At 73.5% G+C, this 16,914-nt stretch carries 16 protein-coding genes; 9 read left to right on the top strand and 7 right to left on the bottom strand.

Annotated elements, in window-relative coordinates; all coding sequences use genetic code 11:
* Window positions 1-518 (bottom strand): CBM35 domain-containing protein (locus ACWCSU_RS28295; protein WP_449938880.1); only part of this gene is annotated, 518 nt, incomplete at its 3' end.
* Between the two features lie 314 nt (window positions 519-832).
* Here ACWCSU_RS28295 and ACWCSU_RS28290 point away from each other — a divergent pair.
* Window positions 833-1,306, top strand: coding sequence for an N-acetyltransferase family protein (locus tag ACWCSU_RS28290; protein ID WP_449938878.1), 474 nt, complete (start codon window positions 833-835; stop codon window positions 1,304-1,306).
* Between the two features lie 78 nt (window positions 1,307-1,384).
* On the top strand, window positions 1,385-3,013 hold the full coding sequence (locus tag ACWCSU_RS28285) for a RecQ family ATP-dependent DNA helicase (protein ID WP_357705674.1): 1,629 nt from the start codon (window positions 1,385-1,387) through the stop codon (window positions 3,011-3,013).
* 30 nt (window positions 3,014-3,043) lie between these two features.
* Here the strand turns inward: ACWCSU_RS28285 and ACWCSU_RS28280 are convergent, their stop codons facing one another.
* Together ACWCSU_RS28280 and ACWCSU_RS28275 are read right to left on the bottom strand one after the other, a co-directional pair.
* On the bottom strand, window positions 3,044-3,553 hold the full coding sequence (locus ACWCSU_RS28280; protein WP_449938875.1) for a protein-tyrosine phosphatase family protein: 510 nt from the start codon (window positions 3,551-3,553) through the stop codon (window positions 3,044-3,046).
* Window positions 3,554-3,589: 36 nt separating this feature from the next.
* Window positions 3,590-4,654 (bottom strand): serine hydrolase domain-containing protein, encoded by a 1,065-nt coding sequence (locus ACWCSU_RS28275; RefSeq protein WP_357705676.1) that lies wholly within the window; start codon window positions 4,652-4,654, stop codon window positions 3,590-3,592.
* 225 nt (window positions 4,655-4,879) lie between these two features.
* Here ACWCSU_RS28275 and ACWCSU_RS28270 point away from each other — a divergent pair, with 225 nt between their 5' ends.
* The 3 genes from ACWCSU_RS28270 (at window position 4,880) to ACWCSU_RS28260 (ending at window position 8,338) form a co-directional block, all read left to right on the top strand.
* Window positions 4,880-5,668: a S1 family peptidase gene (locus tag ACWCSU_RS28270; protein ID WP_357705677.1), complete on the top strand. Its 789-nt coding sequence runs from the start codon at window positions 4,880-4,882 to the stop codon at window positions 5,666-5,668.
* 108 nt (window positions 5,669-5,776) lie between these two features.
* A complete protein-coding gene (locus ACWCSU_RS28265; RefSeq protein ID WP_449938871.1) occupies window positions 5,777-7,228 on the top strand; it encodes an MFS transporter in 1,452 nt (483 codons plus the stop codon).
* A 126-nt stretch (window positions 7,229-7,354) separates the two neighbouring features.
* Window positions 7,355-8,338 carry a BtrH N-terminal domain-containing protein gene (locus tag ACWCSU_RS28260; RefSeq protein WP_449938869.1) on the top strand — a complete coding sequence of 328 codons (984 nt, stop codon included), beginning with the start codon at window positions 7,355-7,357 and terminating at the stop codon, window positions 8,336-8,338.
* 41 nt (window positions 8,339-8,379) lie between these two features.
* Here ACWCSU_RS28260 and ACWCSU_RS28255 read toward each other — a convergent pair whose 3' ends face one another.
* Together ACWCSU_RS28255 and ACWCSU_RS28250 are read right to left on the bottom strand one after the other, a co-directional pair.
* Window positions 8,380-9,669 (bottom strand): NAD(P)/FAD-dependent oxidoreductase, encoded by a 1,290-nt coding sequence (locus tag ACWCSU_RS28255; RefSeq protein ID WP_357705680.1) that lies wholly within the window; start codon window positions 9,667-9,669, stop codon window positions 8,380-8,382.
* Window positions 9,670-9,734: 65 nt separating this feature from the next.
* A complete protein-coding gene (locus tag ACWCSU_RS28250) occupies window positions 9,735-11,588 on the bottom strand; it encodes a serine hydrolase domain-containing protein (RefSeq protein ID WP_449938867.1) in 1,854 nt (617 codons plus the stop codon).
* Between the two features lie 198 nt (window positions 11,589-11,786).
* Here ACWCSU_RS28250 and ACWCSU_RS28245 point away from each other — a divergent pair, with 198 nt between their 5' ends.
* From ACWCSU_RS28245 to ACWCSU_RS28230, 4 genes are read left to right on the top strand one after another with little or no spacing between them, the layout of a single operon-like run.
* Window positions 11,787-12,620, top strand: a complete 834-nt coding sequence (locus tag ACWCSU_RS28245; protein ID WP_449938865.1) for a CPBP family intramembrane glutamic endopeptidase — start codon at window positions 11,787-11,789, stop codon at window positions 12,618-12,620.
* A complete protein-coding gene (locus ACWCSU_RS28240; RefSeq protein ID WP_449938862.1) occupies window positions 12,617-13,873 on the top strand; it encodes a sensor histidine kinase in 1,257 nt (418 codons plus the stop codon). Before ACWCSU_RS28245 ends, ACWCSU_RS28240 begins: the two co-directional genes overlap by 4 nt.
* Complete coding sequence (locus tag ACWCSU_RS28235) at window positions 13,837-14,481, top strand: response regulator transcription factor (protein WP_357705684.1); 645 nt, start codon at window positions 13,837-13,839, stop codon at window positions 14,479-14,481. Before ACWCSU_RS28240 ends, ACWCSU_RS28235 begins: the two co-directional genes overlap by 37 nt.
* Before the next feature lie 40 nt (window positions 14,482-14,521).
* On the top strand, window positions 14,522-15,232 hold the full coding sequence (locus ACWCSU_RS28230) for an SDR family NAD(P)-dependent oxidoreductase (protein WP_357705685.1): 711 nt from the start codon (window positions 14,522-14,524) through the stop codon (window positions 15,230-15,232).
* A gap of 55 nt (window positions 15,233-15,287) precedes the next feature.
* Here the strand turns inward: ACWCSU_RS28230 and ACWCSU_RS28225 are convergent, their stop codons facing one another.
* Together ACWCSU_RS28225 and ACWCSU_RS28220 are read right to left on the bottom strand one after the other, a co-directional pair.
* Complete coding sequence (locus ACWCSU_RS28225) at window positions 15,288-16,277, bottom strand: hypothetical protein (RefSeq protein ID WP_449938859.1); 990 nt, start codon at window positions 16,275-16,277, stop codon at window positions 15,288-15,290.
* Entirely contained in the window at window positions 16,274-16,834 is a 561-nt protein-coding gene (locus ACWCSU_RS28220) for an RNA polymerase sigma factor (RefSeq protein ID WP_449938857.1), read from the bottom strand. The genes ACWCSU_RS28225 and ACWCSU_RS28220 overlap by 4 nt, the downstream gene beginning before the upstream one ends.
* Window positions 16,835-16,914: the final 80 nt, after the last annotated feature.

Raw genomic sequence — 16,914 nt, 5'->3', positions numbered from 1 at the left:
CCCTGGACGATCGTGGCCGTCTCGGCCTGGTGGTCGGTGAAGCCGCTGACCTGGACGTCGGCGTCCAGGTAGTCCCAGTTGGGGTTGCCGCCGGCGGTGGCGGCGGTGGCTCTGATCGTGTTGGCGCCCGCGTTGACCTGGGCGGTGAGGGTGACGGTGGCCCAGGTGTCCCAGTTCGCGGTGGGCGCGAACGGGCGGGCCGCGGCGACGACCGAGCCGTTGACGGCGATGTCGCTGGGCCGGTCGGCGGTGGTGCCGTTGGCGTAACGCAGGGCCAGGGTGGCGGTGCCGGCGGCGGGGGCGTTGATCGTCCACTGGACGTAGGAGCCCGCGACGTTGTCGCCGTTCACGAAGCCGCTGCCCGAGTACCCGGTGTGGTTGGACTCGACGGCCCCCTGCGAGACCGTCGCGTTCTCGGCCTCGTACCGGGTGGGCGCGGCGCCGGCGGGACCGGCGGGTACGGCCAGCATGCCCGCGACCAGCGCGAGGACGCACAACCGGGACTTCCACGAGTTCATCGGGTGGCTCCTGGGGGGTGAGCGGCTTTTCATCGTGTTCCCACAAGGAGTCACACGCGTCAACAGATTATCGATCTTGGAACGATCCAAGTTTAGGAAACTTTCCTAACTCGGCCCTCCGGAGACATCGGAGGTGCGACCGGCTGTGGACAGACATCTGCCGGAGATGTATGCCTGGAGAAGGTGTGAGGTCGGACCTGTGATCGTCGCCGTTCGGCGGGAGGTTGAGATCGTGCCGCTCAGAAACCGACATCAGCGGTCGCCGCCCGCCCCCGCTGGACAGGCGGCCGACGGTCCCGGGACAATACGTGATCATGAACCAGAGCGGCGCCGGGAAACCACGACTGCGGCCGGCCCGGCCCGAGGACCATGACCGCGTCGTCGCCGTGATGGACGACTGGTGGGAACGGCCGATCAGCGCCGGGCTGCCGCGCCTGTTCCTCGACCACTTCCACCGCACCAGCCTGGTGGCCGAGGACGGCGACGGCCTGGCCGGGTTCCTCGTCGGGATCCTGTCACCCTCCGCGCCCGGCCTCGCCTACGTGCACTTCGTCGGCGTCGCGCCGCGCCTGCGCGGTGGCGGCCTGGCCCGCCGCCTCTACCGGCGCTTCTTCGAGCTGGCCGCGGCCGACGGGCGCGACCGGGTCAAAGCGATCACCTCGCCGGTCAACAGCGCGTCCGTCGCCTTCCACACCGCGATGGGCTTCACCGTCACCGGGCCCATCCCGGATTACGACGGTCCCGGCGTGGACCGCGTCGTCTTCGAGCTCCGGCTCCCGCCCCGATGACCCGCCGTTCATGAGATCGCGCATGCGAAGGCCGATGGCGGGGCAGGAGGGACGGTCTCCCCGACCGGAGAGGACCGGATGCGCGACACAGCGGCGGAATGCGAGCGGGTGGCCAGGAAGGCGCTCGGCCTGACCGACCTGCGGCCCGGCCAGCTACGGGCGATGACGGCCCTGGCCGAGGGCCGGGACACACTGGTGGTGATGCCGACCGGAAGCGGCAAGTCGGCCGTCTACCAGGTGCCGGCGCTGCTCCTGAACGGCCCGACCCTGGTGGTCTCGCCGCTCGTCGCCCTGCAGCGCGACCAGGTCGAGGCCCTGCGCGACCGCGACGAGGAGGCCGTCAGTCTCAACGCGGGGACGCGCGCGAGCGAGCGGTCGGAGCTGTTCCAGGCGCTGCGGGCGGGGGAGACGGAGTTCCTGTTCTGCGCGCCGGAGCAGCTCGCCCGTCCCGACGTCCTGAGCGAGCTGGCCGCCGCCGCTCCTTCGCTCATGGTGGTGGACGAGGCCCACTGCGTCTCGGCCTGGGGGCACGACTTCCGCCCCGACTATCTGCGGCTCGGCTCGGTGGCCGACGCGCTCGGCCGTCCGGTCGTCGCGGCCCTGACGGCGACCGCCGCGCCGCCGGTACGGGCGGAGATCGCCGAGCGGCTGGGCATGCGCGCGCCGGTGGAGATCGTCCAGGGGTTCGACCGGCCCGGCATCTCACTGGAGGTGCGCCGGGCGCTGGACGACCCGGCGGACGACATCGTCGCGACCGTCGTGGCGGCGCAGAAGCCCGGCATCGTCTACACGACCTCGCGCAGGCAGACCGGCCGCCTGAGCGGGCTGCTGGCCGAGGCCGGCGTCCGGGCCGCCGCCTACCACGCCGGCCTGCGCAGGGCCGAGCGGGACGAGGTGCACGGCCGCTTCATGGCCGGTGACCTGGACGTCGTGGTCGCGACCAACGCCTTCGGCATGGGCATCGACAAACCGGACGTACGTTTCGTCCTGCATGCCGAGATCCCCGGCTCGCCGGACGCGTACTACCAGGAGATCGGCCGGGCGGGCAGGGACGGCGAGCCGGCCGCGGCCGTGCTCTTCTACCGGCCCGAGGACCTGGGGGTGCAGCGGTTCTTCACCGGCGGCGTGCCCGACGAGGAGAAGCTGGCGCGGGTCGCCGAGGCGGTCGCGGAGTCCGGCCCCGGCAGTGAACGCAAGGCGCTGGCGGAACGCGCCGGGCTGTCGGCGCGCCGCCTGACGGCCCTGCTGGACCTGCTGGAGAGAGCGGGCGCGGTACGGCTCGGCACCCGCAGGGTCGATCCCGTGCCCGGCCTCGACCCGCGGGCGGCGGCGAGCCGCGCCAGGGAACTGGCCGAGCGCCGCCGGGACGTCGACCGCAGCCGCCTGGAGATGATGCGCCGCTACGCCGAGACCACCGACTGCCGCCGGCGTTTCCTGCTCGGCTACTTCGGCGAGGAGCTCGCCGAGAACTGCGGCAACTGCGACAACTGCCGCGCCGGGACCGCCGGGCAGGCGCCCCAGGAGACCGGCCCCTTCCCGCTGCACGCCCGGGTGGAACACCGCGCGTGGGGGCCGGGCCAGGTCATCCAGCGCGGCGAGGACCGCCTGACGGTCCTGTTCGAGGACGCCGGATACCGGGAACTCCAGCTCGACCTGGTCCTCGAAGAGGGCCTCCTGACGGACTCCCCGCCGACGAAGGGACGCTGAGGCCATCCCCCGGCGCCCCGGACCGCCGGGTCAGCGGCGCGGCGCGGGCCCCCGGTCGCCCGGCTCCGGGCGGACGGGCCGGGGGAAACGCTGGATCCAGCGGCGCTGCCACGGGGTCTCCACCGCCCGGGGGTGGTGGTGCTCGCGCGTCCAGGCGACGGCGTCGGCCGGATCGATGCCGGCCAGGACGGCGAGGCAGGCGACCACCGTGCCGGTGCGGCCCACGCCGCCCCCGCACGCCACCTCCACCGCCGTGCCCTCCCGCGCCCGCCGGTGCAGGTCGCGGATCGCCTCCACGGCGGCGTCCCGGTCGCGGGGCAGCAGGAAGTCGGGCCACTCGATCCACGCGTGCGGCCAGCGCAGCCCGTCCTCATGACGGCGGGCCAGCCGCGCCGACCCGAGGTAGAGGCCGAAGCCGGGCGCCGGGCCCTCGGGCAGCGGGTGGCGCAGGCCCCGGCCGCGGACCCAGGAGCCGTCCGGGAGCCGGAAGGAGCCCAGGAGCGGCGGCTCACCGGTCACGCTCTCCGTCGGACCTGCCAAGGGAACCTCCTCGTGATCTCGGGGGCCGCCCTGATCTCAGCCCGCGGTCCCGCAGAATACCTTGACGGCCATGCCCATGATCTCCTCCGTGGACGGGTTCCTGGTAGAGGGGTTGAGCGACAGGGTCAGCGACTTGCCCGAGTCGGAGCGGAACGCGAACGTCAGGTACCCGATCAGCTCCCCGCTGTGCCCCCACACCGTGCCGCACGGCAGCGCGTACGCCTGGAGGCCGAGCCCGTAGCCGAATCCGGCGCCCGTCTCGACGGTCGTGCGCATGGCCTTCAGCGACGCGGCGCTGGTCAACTTGCCGCCCAGCAGGGCGGACATGAATCGCTCCAGGTCCGCGGCGGTCGAGATCATCTCTCCCGCGGCCCAGTCCAGCGAGGGGTTCATGCGGGTGGCGTCCACGAGGGCGGGCATCGGCTCGTACCCCTTGGCGTGGGGGGACGGTACCCCCGCCCGGTCGCCGGGGACCAGCGTGTGGCGCAGCCCCAGCGGGCGCAGGATCCGGCGGGTGACCTCCTCGCCGTACGGGCGGCCGGTCAGCTTCTCCACCAGCAGGCCGAGCACCACGTAGTTGGTGTTGGAGTAGTGCCACTTGCCGTCGTCGGGGAGCTTCTTGGCGAAGGCCACCTTCAGCAGCTCGGCCGGCCGGTAGGAGCGGAAGCGGGCCTCGCCGCGCCAGCGGTTGGTGGAGTAGCCGGGCTCGCTCATGTAGTCGTACAGGTGGCTGGTGTGGTCGAGGAGGCTGCGGACCGTGATCCGGCCGCCGCCGGGGACCAGGCCGGGCAGGTGGGCGTCGATCGGGTCGTCCAGCTTCAGCTTGCCCTCGTCCACGAGCTGGAGCACCAGCGTGGCGACGAAGGTCTTGGTCACGCTGCCGATCCGGAAGTAGCCGTTGGGCGAGGGGCGTCCGCCGCGCTCGACGTCGCGGACGCCCGCCGAGCCCGACCAGGTGCGGCCGCCGTCGGTGACCCGCGCCAGGGCGGCCGTCGCGCCCTGTCCCGTCACGATCCTCTCCAGCTCGGGGCCCACTCCGGCGCCCTGGCTGCCCGCCGCCATCGTCACCGCCACCAGCACGTTCATCATCGTCTGCATCATGCGGTCAACGTTAGGAAGATCGGCTCCACGGCGGAATGCGGTGCTCCGCCCAGTCCCCCTGCGGAAAACCACAGCCCCGCGCCGCGCAGGGGGGTTGTCCCTACCACCGGTTGGCGTGCTGGCGTACTGACCCGGCCGGATTCTTCGCAGATAGCGTCATTTCATACGAATCGCCCACTGAAATGGATATATCCGTTGTTCGGTAATAAATCCCTGCGTCGTGTCGTGACTCGTTCCGCTGTCGTCGTCGTGGCGGGCGCCGCCTGTCTCGCCGCCACCGCCGGCAGCGCCGGAGCGATCATCAACGGGACGAAGGCCACGGAGGCGTACCCGTTCATGGCCTCGATCCCGATCTCGGCCCCGGCCATGGGGCTCACGGACGGCGTGTGCGGAGCGGCGCTGATCGCCCCGCAGTGGGTGGTGACCGCGGCCCACTGCCTGGACATGGAGATCGGGTCGATCCCGAAGGGGACCGTCCGCGTCGGGAGCGACCGGCGGACGTCCGGCGGAGAGGTGCGCGGGATCGCCCAGGCCGTGCTCCACCCCCGCTACTCCCAGCACACGCCCAACAGGAACGACATCGCCCTGGTCCGCCTGGACCGCCCGGTCGGCCAGCGGCCCGTCCCGATCGCCGCGCAGCCGGGACGGCCCGGCACCCCGACCCGGATCATCGGCTTCGGCGTCACCGTGGCCGAGCGCGATCCCGCCCGCTGGAAGATGTCCCCGCGGCTCAACGAGCTGGACACGCGCAGGGGCGCGAAGTCCGAGTGCGGGCCCGGGTTCGCGGGCGGCACCCGGCTGTGCACGGTAAGCCGGGTGCCCAAGGCCATGGCGTGCAACGGCGACTCCGGCTCCCCGCAGCTGCGCCGGGGCCGGGGAGACCGGTGGGAGCTCATCGGCGTCACCTCGGGCCCCGGCGCCAAGAGCCCGTCCTGCGCGGAAGGTCCTGGTCTGTACACCAACGTGCCGGCGTACGCGGAGTGGATCAGCAGGACGATGCGCACGTACAGCTGACGCGACGGGTTCGCCCGGCGGTTGAGGGTTGCCCGCCCGCCCGTCCAGCGTCGTCCGCGGCGCTCGGGCGAAAGCTTCCGGGAACGGTTCAACGACAGCCTTGAAGTCATGAGTGCTGACCACGACGAACAGCCCGGCGGCCGCCGGCCCGCCACCGCCCCTCCGACAGGGCACGTCGCCGCAGGCTGGGGGGAGTTGCTGGGACGGGAGCATCTGGGGGCCGCGGTCGTGCTGGCCGGGGGCGTGCTGGCCGGGGCGATCAACATCTACCTGGCGGCGAGCCTGCTGCCGACCGCGGTGGCCGAGCTCGGCGGGGCGAGCTTCTACGCCTGGAACATGACGGTCTACCTGGTCGCCATGGTGATCGCGACGATGCTCACCGCCCGGTCGCTGTCGACGTGGGGGAACGTCGGCTCCTACCTCGCCGGGTTCGCCACGTTCACCGTGGGCTCGCTGGCCTGCGCGGTGAGCCCGGCGATGGCGGTGCTGCTGGTGTCCCGGGGGGTCCAGGGGCTCGGCGCCGGGCTGCTGTCGGGGCTCGGGTTCGCCGTCATCCGGTCGGCGCTGCCGTCCCGGCTCTGGACGCGCGGCACCGCCCTCATGTCGGCGATGTACGGCGTCGGCAACTTCGCCGGTCCGGCGCTCGGCGGGTTGTTCGCGCAGTTCGGGGCGTGGCGGCCGGCGTTCGCGGCGATGGCGGTGATCGGGGTCGGCTGCGGCGCGATCGTCCCCCGCGCCCTGCCGCGCGACGGGCGCGGGGAGCGCGGGGCGGCGGGTGCGGTGCCGGTGGCGTCGTTGGTGCTGGTGACGGCGGCCGCCGGGGCGGTCAGCGTGGCGGCGGTCGTGGCCGGGACGCCCGCCAAGGCCGCCGTCCTCGCCCTGGCGCTGCTGTTCGCGGGCGGGTTCGTCGTCCATGAGCGGCGCAGCGGGCGCCGGGTCTTCCCGGAGGCGACGTACCGGCGGGGATCGTCGCTGAAGTGGGCCTACCTGACGATCGGGGTGCTGACCTTCGGGGTCGCGGTCGAGTCGTTCCTGCCGCTGTTCGGGCAGCGGCTGGCCGGGCTGCCGCCGCTGGTGGCCGGGTTCTTCGCCGCGGCCGTCTCGCTCGGCTGGTCGACGACCCAGATCGGCAGCTCGTCCGTGACCGGGCGGCGCGCGGTGCGGCGGCTGCGGGTGCTCGGCCCGATGCTGCTCGCGGCCGGACTCCTCGTCCAGGGGCTGGTGCAGCGTGCGGACACGCCGGGATGGCTGGTGCTGGTCTGGGTGCCGGTGCTGTTCGCCGCCGGGGCGGGGATCGGCCTCGCCTATCCGCACCTGTCCGTGGCCGTGATGACCAGCACGCGGGATCCGGAGGAGGGCGGGCGGGCCGCCGCGGCGATCGCCACCGTGACCAGCCTGTCGATCGCGTTCGGCACGGCGGTCGCCGGGATCCTGGTCAACCTCGGCGGCGCCTCGATGCTCGACTCCGCCCGGTACGTGCTGTTCGGCTTCGCGGCCGTCTGCGCCACCGGCGCCCTCACCGCCCGCGCGGCCGGCCGTACGGACCGGGCGCAGCGGTAGGACGGGGCCACGCGGCCGGGACGGTGGACTCTCCCCCCGTGGGAGGCGTCATGCTGCTCGCGGGGCACGGACCGGCCGGCGGCCCCCGCGCACGCTGATCGACCCGGCCACCGAGGAGAGCGACGCATGACCATCGTGGAAGGCATCGAGGCTCGCGGCCTGGAGCACTGCGAGACGACGGCACTGGGAGTGCTGCTGCGGCACCAGGGGCTCGACCTGTCCGAGCCCATGCTGTTCGGGCTCGGCTCGGGCCTGTCCTTCGTCTACTGGGACGCCAAGGGCATGGACTTCCCGTTCATGGGCGGCCGGGTCAAGCCGTTCGAGCTCACCAGGAACCTGGCCGGCAGGCTCGGGCTGACCCTGCGCGTGGAGGAGACCGGCTCGGCCCGCAAGGCATGGGAGAACGTGGCCGCCCGCATCGACGACGGCCTGCCGGTCGGCCTCCAGCTCGACTGCCACCACCTGGAGTACTTCGGCACGAAGGTGCACTTCGGGGGCCACGTCGTCGCCATGTACGGCTACGACGAGCGGCAGGCGTACCTGGTGGACACCGCGCAGCAGGGCGGCGCCGTGCGTACGAGCCGGGACAGCCTGGCGGCGGCGCGGTCCGAACGCGGCCCGATGACCGCCAGGAACCGTTCCTTCACCCTCGCCCTGCCGGACGGCCCGCCCGCCTGGCGGGAGCGGGCCGTCCCGGCGATCAGGACGTGCGCCGAGGCGTTCCTCGCCGCGCCCATCGCCAACCTGGGCCACCGCGGCATCGACAAGGCCGCCCGCCTGGTGCCCACCTGGCTGTCCCGCGCCGGCGAGCCCGCGCGGGACCTGCCGCAGGCCGCGCTCCTCATGGAGAAGGGCGGCACCGGCGGCGGCCTGTTCCGCGTCCTGTACCGGGACTTCCTCGCCGAGTGCGCCACGTTCGTCGACGACGACCGCCTGCGCGCCGGCCACCGCCTGTACGCCGAGGCCGCCGCCCTGTGGACGGACGTGTCCGCCCTGGTCGCCAAGGCCGGGGAGGGGCGCGACGCGGCGTGCCTGGAGCAGGCCGGGGCCGTCCTGCGCGACCTCGCGCGCATCGAGCGGGACGCCATGCTGGCGCTGCGCGAGCTGTGACCCCGGGCCGCTGAAGCGCCGCGAGCTGTGACCCCGGGCCGCTAGAGCGTCGCGCGATCGACGGCGGTGAAACGGTCGGCGCCCAGCGACAGATCCAGGGACGCGAGGTCGGTGAGCACGGCGTCGGCCGCGCGCCGGCCGGAGACCAGCGCCCCCTGGAGGGAGCCGGTGTCGCGGTGGTCGCCGCACACGTACAGCCCGGCGCGCAGCCGCACCGGCTTGCGCAGCGGGTACGGCGGCCGCATCGCCGGCAGCGCCGCGGGCACCTGGTAGGTCGCCACGTGCTCCCAGCCGGAGGTGTCGCCGTAGATCTCGGTCAGGCGCCGGCGCACCGGACGTTCGTCGTCGGCCACCCCCAGGACCGACGTGGACACCAGCGCCCGCCCGTCGGCGGAGTACCCGGGGGCCGCGTCCGTGAGGACCAGGGTGTCGGCGACGGCCCCGGTGGCGTCGATGACCTGGATGGGCTCGCGCATGGGGGAGCGGGGCGCGGCGTGGTAGAAGGTGGTCACCGCGCGCATCTCCGGCGTGTCGATCTCCCTCAGCAGGCGGCCCGCGGCCGGCGGGTCGGCGGCCACCACCACCGCGCGGCCCCCGACCGTGGAGCCGTCCGCGAGCCGCACGCCGCCGGAGGTGACCTCGGTGACGCGCGCGCCGAACGTGACGGCGCCCGGCGGCAGCCGGAGGGCGAGCTGGCGCGGGATCTGCCCCATGCCGAGGGCGGGCAGCGCGATGGTCCCGCGTGCGAACGACCGCCAGAACAGGTGGAAGATCCGGCTGGAGGTCTCCAGATCGCGTTCCAGGAGCACCCCGGCCAGGAAGGGACGCATCAGGCAGTCGATCATCCGCTCGGACATGCCCCAGGCACGCAGCTCGTCGTCGGTACGCCGGTCCGGCCCGCCGCGCAGCCTGGACGCCGGCAGGACCAGGTCGCGGGCCGTGATCGCGGCGAGCACGGCGTCGTCGCGCGGCGTGCCGAGGCCGGTCAGCAGCCCGCTCAGCGCGTGCAGCGGGTGCCGCCACGGCAGCATCACCCTGGCCCGCGCCCTCGTCCCCTGGACGATCATGCCCGACGCGAACGGGCGCAGGTCGAGCGCGTCCAGGTCGAGCACCTGGCGGGCCTCCGGATAGGCGGTGTTGAACACCTGGAAGCCGCGGTCCAGCCGGAAGCCGTCCACGACGTCGGTGCGCACCCGGCCGCCCACCCCGTCGGACGCCTCCAGCACCCGTACCGGCACGCCCGCCTCGTGCAGCCGCACCGCGCAGGCCAGCCCCGCCATCCCGGCCCCCACGACGATGACGGCCCCCGACGTTCCCCGTTCGTTGTCCATGTCAGGGCCCCTACCCACGACTCCGCAGGTCAGACGACCGGCCGCCGGTCAGGGCGGGGAAGGCCCTACGCCCAGCCGTAGACCGACCTGACGGCCGCGGCGACCTCGTTGACCAGCGCCGTGTCGTTGCCGTTGGACAGGACGGCGTAGCCCGTGCCCAGCTCCGGATAGCCCTTGAAGACCGACTTGAAGCCGTAGTTCGAGCCGTCGTGGGTGTAGGAGAAGTTCTGGGTGCCGGAGCCGGCGATGAACAGCCCGCGTCCCATCCCGGGCTGCGGGCCCTGGGTGAGCAGCGTACGCACGGACGCGCGGCTGAGCGGGCCGGCGATGTCGCCGGTGGCGGTCCAGGCCCGGTTGAGGTACGACATCAGGCGGCACAGGTCGAGCACGTTCGTGTACAGGCCGGCGGCGGCCGACTCGGGGTAGCGGTTGTGGCCGCCCGGGATCACCGTCCCGGTGGAGGTGTGGCCGGAGGCGAGCTCGAAGGCGGGGGAGAGCGCGTACGAGCTGCCCGCCATCCCCAGCGGGGCGAACACCTCCTGGCTCATGTAGTCGGCCAGCGACGTGCCGGTCAGCTCCTCCACCATGCGCTGCAGCAGCACGTACCCGGCTCCGGAGTAGTGGTACTCGGCGCCCGGTTCCGTGGACAGCTCGATCTTGGGGGAGTTGCCCTCGCCGTTCATGACCTGGAGCAGCGACGGGACCGTGGCGGAGGCGCCGTACCCGGCGAAGCCGCCGCCGGAGGAGTCGAAGCCGGAGCAGGCCCCGGCGGGCGAGGTGGAGCCGCGCCCGACGATCCCGGCCCGGTGCGTCAGGAGCTGCTCGACGGTCGGCTCCGCCGTCGGCGAGACGCAGGAGCGGGCCGGCAGCGTCCAGCCGAGATGCGGGCGGACGTCGGCGGTCAGCGCGATCTTGCGGACCTGGAGCAGCCGCAGCACGCCCACCGCGGTCACGGCCTTGCTGATGGAGGCGGCCTGGAACGCGCTCTCCGGATGCGCGGCCGCGGCGCCGCCGGCCGCGAGCCGCCCGTAGCCGGCGGACCAGGCGATCTTGTTGCCGACGACCACCGCGACCGCCAGGCCCGGCGTCTTGTACGCGCTCATCCGCTGCCAGACGGTCGAGCCGCCGACCGCGTTCTCGAACTGCCGCACCCGGTCGGCGGGCAGCGCGGGCGCCTTGCCCCGGGAGCACAGCGCCCATCCGCCGCCGGGCGCGAAGGCCAGGTTGTGCAGCTGCCAGCCGCCGCCGGCCACGGTCTTCATCTGCTTGAAGCAGGCGTCGGGGATGCTGCGGGCGTAGAACTCGTCCTGCGCGACCAGGGCCCAGCCGCCCGCCTTCGGGAAGGCGACGCGGGTCAGCCGGCGGCCGCCCTGGGTCAGGTTGCGCATCATCTGGTAACACTCGTCGTCGACGCCGTTGGCCTGGAAGGCGTTCGCGGCGACGACCACCCAGCGGTCGCCGCCGGCGGGCGGGAAGGCCACGTCCACGACCTGCTGCCCGGCGGTGTAGAACGCCTTGATCCGGCTGAGGCACGCCGCGGGCAGGCCGCGCGCCGACACGCCCTTGTCGGTGGTGATCACCCAGCGGTCGCCGCCCTCCGGGGGGAAGGCGACGGCGTTGACCTTCCGGCCCGCCTTGAGCAGCGCCCCCAGCTCCGTGAAGCAGGCGTCGGGGATGCCGCGGGCGAAGTACCGCCCGTCCTGCGTGACCATGACCCACCCGCCGGACGGGGTGAAGGCGAGCGCCGTGACGCCGTAGGGAGCCAGCTCGGCCAGCTTGGCGTGCGCCTCGGTGGTCAGGCCCGCGTCCGCGGACGGGTAGGCCGCCGCCAGCGCGGGCGTGGCCGGCACCGCGGCCGGCACTGTGGCGGCCGCCAGTCCGGCGACACCGGTCAGGGTGAGAAAACGTCTCCTGTCCACAGGGCTCCTCGGTCAAGGCGGGGGAATCACGGCGATCTTGGCAGAGATGACCGGCCAGGGCCAACCGCGACCGGTCCTGGCGCGGGCCGGGGGTGTACCCAGGTCCACCCCGGCTCGGGGGCCAGATGCAGTGAACGGGTTCGTGCCGGGCGACATCGTGGTCCCGTATCTACCGATTCGACGAAAATGTGAGCACACATGCTGAGGACAGAACGCGGGACGGCCCGTGGCATCGCGACGCCGGCCGGAGTGTTCGTCGCGGTCGCCTTCGTGGCGGCGGGTCTGCTGGGCGCGGCGCAGGCGGGCACGCCGATCCCGCCCGAGGTCATCCAGCTGACCCAGTTCGGCCCGGCCCTGGCCGTGGCGGTCGTCGCCCTGCTGTGGCCGCGCACCGCCCGCGAGACCCTGGCCGGGGCCGTGGGCTGGGTCGACCGGAGGGCCCTGTCCGGGGGGCAGGGCGGCCCGGCGGGCGTCTCCGGGGCCGCCGGGTGGGGTGCTGTCACCGGGGTGGCGTTGCTGGTCACGGCACCGCTGATCATCGCGGCGGCCGTCGGCGCGCACGGCCTGCTGACCGGCGACCCGCGGTTCACCGCCCCGGGGGCGCTGAACAACCCGTTCGCGCTGATCGTGGTCGCGCAGCTGGTCGGGGCGTGCGCCGAGGAGATCGGCTGGCGGTGCCTGCTGCAGCCGCTGCTGCGCCGCCGGACCGGCCCGCTGACGGCGTCGGTCGTGGTGGGCCTGCTGTGGGGGGCGTGGCACGTCCCGGTGTTCGGCCAGGCGCCGGCGTACGCGGCCGCGTTCCTGGTGGCGACGGTGGCGATGTCGGTCGTGATGGGGCTGGCCGTCGAGCGGGTGCGCGCCCACCGGCTGCTGCTGACCGGCGGCTTCCACACGCTGATCAACCTCGGCCTGCTGCTGTTCATGGACGAGGAGGCGGGCGCGGTCACGCCGATCATGTTGTTCGCCGCGTCGTGCCTGCTGGCGGCGGTGCTCTGGGTGTGGAGGGCACCGGCTAGAATCCACGTCCGATGAGGGCGAAGGAGAGGCTGGTCGCCGCGGCGCGCTGCCAGCTCGCGGGGCTGCTCGCCGTGGCGGGGTCGGCGGTGGGGTCGCTCGTCGTCCTGGCCCTCCTTCTGCTGCCGGTCGGCGTCGGCTTCTGGCTGCTCGTCCCCGGGGCGACGACGCTGCGGTCGCTGTCGGACCGCTCGCGCGAGCGCGCCACCCGGTGGACGGGCACCCGCATCACCCCGCCCGAGCCCTACGCCGGCGATCACTCATGGAGCAGGCGCAGGCGGGCGGGGGCGATCCTGGCCGCCGAGGGTTTCTGGCGGGACCTGGCCTGGGCCTGGCTGGAGCCGTGGGTCGGCGGCTTCCTCGTCGCCGTCCCGCTGGGTTTCCTCTGGTACGGCGCGTTCGGCGCCCTGGTGCAGCCGTTCGTGTGGCCGGTGCTCGGCCCCGACAACTGGTACGCGTTCGTCCCGGTGCAGGACATGCCGACGATGCTGGCGGCCCTCGTGCTGGGGGTCGTCTTCATGGCCGCCGGGCTGCTGCTGGCCCCGCCGATCCTGCGCCTGCACGGCCGCTGGACCCGGCGGCTGCTGTCGGTGCCCCGCCGTACGGAGATGGTCCGGCGGATCGCCCACCTGACCGACACCCGGGCCGAGGTGCTCGACGTGCAGGCGGCCGAGCTGCGCCGCATCGAGCGCGACCTGCACGACGGCGCCCAGGCCCGGCTGGTGTCCCTCGGCCTGACCCTCGACAGCGCCACCCGGCTCCTCGACAGCGACCCGGCCGCCGCCCGCAAGCTGCTGCTGGTGGTGGCCGAGACCTCCGCCCGCGCCCTGGAGGACCTGCGCAACCTGGTGCACGGCATCCACCCGCCGGTCCTCGCCGACCGGGGGCTCGGCGACGCCGTCAGGTCGCTGGCGCTGGACAGCTTCCTCGACGTCGGCGTGGACGTCCGGCTGAGCGGCCGGCTGCCCTCGCCGGTGGAGTCGGCGGCCTACTTCGCGGTCGGCGAACTGCTCGCCAACGCGGCCAAGCACGCCGCCGCGCGGGAGGTCGCCATCGTCCTCGACCACGACGGCGGGCGCCTGCGCGTCACCGTCACCGACGACGGCCGGGGCGGCGCCGACCCCGCGAAGGGCACCGGGTTGCGCGGGCTCCGCCGCCGTCTGGAATCCTTCGACGGCGTCCTCACCCTGCACAGCCCGCCCGGCGGGCCGACCACTGCCACCCTGGAGATCCCGTGCGCGTTGTCCTCGCCGAAGACCTCTTCCTGCTGAGGGACGGGCTGACCAGGACTCTGCGCGAACACGGCTGCGACGTGGTGGCGTCGGTCGACAACGGCCCGTCCCTGCTGCGGGCGCTGCTGGAGGACGAGCCGGACGTCGCCGTGGTGGACGTACGGCTCCCGCCCACCTACACCGACGAGGGCCTGCAGGCCGCCCTGGAGGCGCGCCGCCGGCGTCCCGGCCTGCCCGTCCTGGTCCTGTCCCAGTACGTCGACCAGCTCTACGCCAACGAGCTGCTGGCGACCGGCGACGGCGCCGTGGGCTACCTGCTCAAGGACAGGGTCACCGACACCGCCCAGTTCGTCGACGCGGTCCGCCGGGTCGCGGCGGGCGGGACGGTGATGGACCCGCAGGTCATCACCAAGCTGCTGACCCGCAGCCAGGCGCGCGGCATGATCGACAGCCTGACCCCGCGCGAGCTGGACGTGCTGGAGATGATGGCCGAGGGCCGGTCCAACGTCGCCATCGCCGCGACCCTGCACTTCAGCGAGAGCGCGGTCGCCAAGCACACCGCGAACATCTTCGCCAAGCTCCGCATCGCCCCCTCGGCCGACGACAACCGCCGCGTCCTGGCCGTCCTCGCCTACCTCAAACGCTGACTTTGACTTCGAGCGCGCTCGAATTCCTAGCGTCGCGTCCATGACGACGACACTGATCACAGGGGCCAACAAGGGGCTCGGGTTCGAGACCGCCCGGCGGCTCGTCGCGGCGGGGCACACCGTCTACGTCGCGAGCCGGGACGCCGGACGCGGACGGACGGCCGCCGAACGGCTGGGCGCGCGGGCGGTGCCGCTGGACGTCACCGACGACGCGTCCGTGACGGCGGCGGCACGGGCCGTCGAGGCGGACGGCGGGCTGGACGTGCTGGTCAACAACGCCGGCATCCAGGTGGAGATGGAGGACGGCCACGTGGTGGCCGGCGCGGCGGAGCTGACCGCCGAGATGATGCGGCGCACGTTCGAGACGAACGTCTTCGGCATGGTCCGGGTGCTGCACGCGTTCCTGCCGTTGTTGCGGCGATCCGGCGCGCCGGTCGTCGTCAACGTCAGCAGCGGCCTGGCCTCCCTGTCCCGGATGGCCGACCCCGGCAGGGTCGGCCACGACTACCGGGGCGTGGCGTACCCGGCGTCGAAGGCGGCCGTCAACATGATCACCGTCCAGTACGCGAAGGCGTTCCCCGAGATGCGGATCAACGCGGTCGAACCCGGCTTCACCCGGACCGACCTGAACGGCAACAGCGGCCACCAGACCGTCGGGCAGGGCGCCGAGATCATCGTCCGCATGGCCCAGGTGGGACCCGACGGCCCCACCGGCGGCTACTTCGACGCCGAGGGCCCCCTCACCTGGTGACCGACGCCCTCCGCGCCTCGGGGGGTGATCCCGGCAGGCGCGGAGGGGACGGCGGTCAGTCCTTGATGACCGCGTCGCGGGGGCCGCCGTAATAGGGGTTCTTGTCCAGGCGCTCCTCCGTCACGAGCAGCTGGATCACCCCCTTGGCGTTCTGCTCCGCCTCCCAGACGACCCAGTGGTCGCCGACGGGCGTGCTCTGGGTGTGGTCGATGGCGAACCCTCCCGGGTTGCCGGGCGGGACGGTGATGACCGCGAAGATCACCTTCCGGCCGAGCTTCCTCAGCTCGGGCAGCACCTCGCCGACGGTCTTCTCGTCCACCCGCAGACCGCCCAGCTCGCGGGTGCTGATGGCGCGGAACTCCGGCTCCTCCTGCTTCACCGTGGGGAGGGGCACGGGCTCGCAGGGCGCCACCGGGCCCTCCATCAGATACGTGCTGGTCAGGCCGCCCTTTCCGCTGAGGGTCCAGACGAACGTCTGCCCCGGGCCGAACAGCTTGGTGTTGATGCGCATCTGCAGGCCCTCGGACTCGCCCGGGATGTTCTCCGGCAGGCTGTAGATGCCGCGCGGGATGTTCTCCACGTCCTTGCCGCGCGGCCGGCGGCACGTCATGCCCTTGGGCACGTGGTCCACCAGCGCGGGCACGCCCAGCTCCCTCAGCCGCTTCTCCAGCCCGGGAGCGTCGTCGAAGTCGCGGATCTGGATCGTCACCATCCCCTCGTCCAGGTTGACGGCCCACGAGCTGGGCGCGCCGTCCTCCAGCACGATCGGGACCGTCACCACACCAGCGGCCAGCGCGACCGCGGCCACCAGCCCGAACGCCAGGCGCCCCGGCCGGACGCCGCGCCGCGCCCGCCGGGCCGTGCCCGGTGCCGTTCCCGGTGCTGTGCCCGGCTCTTCGGCGGTGATCGCGGCCAGCAGCGCCCGCGCCCCCGCGCCGGACGGCTCGCCTCCCCGCTCACCGGGCGCGACCCGGGCCAGCCTCCCGATCGCCTCGATCCCGTCCAGGTTCCGCTCGGTGTTCTCGGTGTTCTCGGTGTTCTTCACAGCGCTCCTCCCAACGGCCTCTCCGCCGGGACCAGCCGGCTCTCTGCGGTGACGTGCACGCCCGCCGACGCCAGGGCGCGCGACAGGCGCTTGCGGGCGCGGTGCAGCCTGATGCGTACGGCGTTGCGCGACAGGCCCAGCGCCTTCGCGATCTCTTCGCGCTCCAGCCCCTCCCACGCGACCAGGGACAACAACTCCCGGTCGTCGTCGGACAGGCTCCTGAACGCCCGGCCGATCGCGTCCAGCTCGACCTGGCTGTCGGGCGAGTGGCCGTACAGGTCGGCCAGTTCGGCGTCGAGCTCGGCCGTGCGCTCCCTGCGGCGGTTGTCGCCCCGGAAGTGGTTGGCCAGGACCTTGCGCGCCACGCCGTACAGCCAGAGGGTGGCCTCAGGGCCCTCGGGCAGCTCGTCCACCCGGCGCCAGGCGACGGTGAAGGTCTCCGCCACCACGTCGGCGGCGTCCTGAGGCGAGTCGCACCGGCGTACGGCGTAGGCGGTGATCTGGCCGTAGGCCCGGTTGTAGGCGGCCTCGAACTTGGCCGACCGCTCGTCATCCACGGGCGGTTCCCATGGCGAATCTCCTCATCGAATCATTTGCTCGGACACCTCTGCCTATGTGCGCGCATGCGCCATCATTT

The organism is Nonomuraea sp. NPDC001699, assembly GCF_053596455.1.
The sequence above is the reverse complement of the archived record's forward strand: the minus strand, read 5'-3'. Positions and strand labels throughout refer to the sequence as shown.

Bases quoted from the DNA above. Each gene is read 5' to 3' on its own strand.
- ACWCSU_RS28290 (WP_449938878.1), top strand. From the start codon at position 833: ATGAACCAGAGCGGCGCCGGGAAACCACGACTGCGGCCGGCCCGGCCC.
- ACWCSU_RS28285 (WP_357705674.1), top strand. From the start codon at position 1,385: ATGCGCGACACAGCGGCGGAATGCGAGCGGGTGGCCAGGAAGGCGCTC.
- ACWCSU_RS28275 (WP_357705676.1), bottom strand. From the start codon at position 4,654: ATGATGCAGACGATGATGAACGTGCTGGTGGCGGTGACGATGGCGGCG.
- ACWCSU_RS28265 (WP_449938871.1), top strand. From the start codon at position 5,777: ATGAGTGCTGACCACGACGAACAGCCCGGCGGCCGCCGGCCCGCCACC.
- ACWCSU_RS28260 (WP_449938869.1), top strand. From the start codon at position 7,355: ATGACCATCGTGGAAGGCATCGAGGCTCGCGGCCTGGAGCACTGCGAG.
- ACWCSU_RS28255 (WP_357705680.1), bottom strand. From the start codon at position 9,669: ATGGACAACGAACGGGGAACGTCGGGGGCCGTCATCGTCGTGGGGGCC.
- ACWCSU_RS28245 (WP_449938865.1), top strand. From the start codon at position 11,787: ATGCTGAGGACAGAACGCGGGACGGCCCGTGGCATCGCGACGCCGGCC.
- ACWCSU_RS28240 (WP_449938862.1), top strand. From the start codon at position 12,617: ATGAGGGCGAAGGAGAGGCTGGTCGCCGCGGCGCGCTGCCAGCTCGCG.
- ACWCSU_RS28230 (WP_357705685.1), top strand. From the start codon at position 14,522: ATGACGACGACACTGATCACAGGGGCCAACAAGGGGCTCGGGTTCGAG.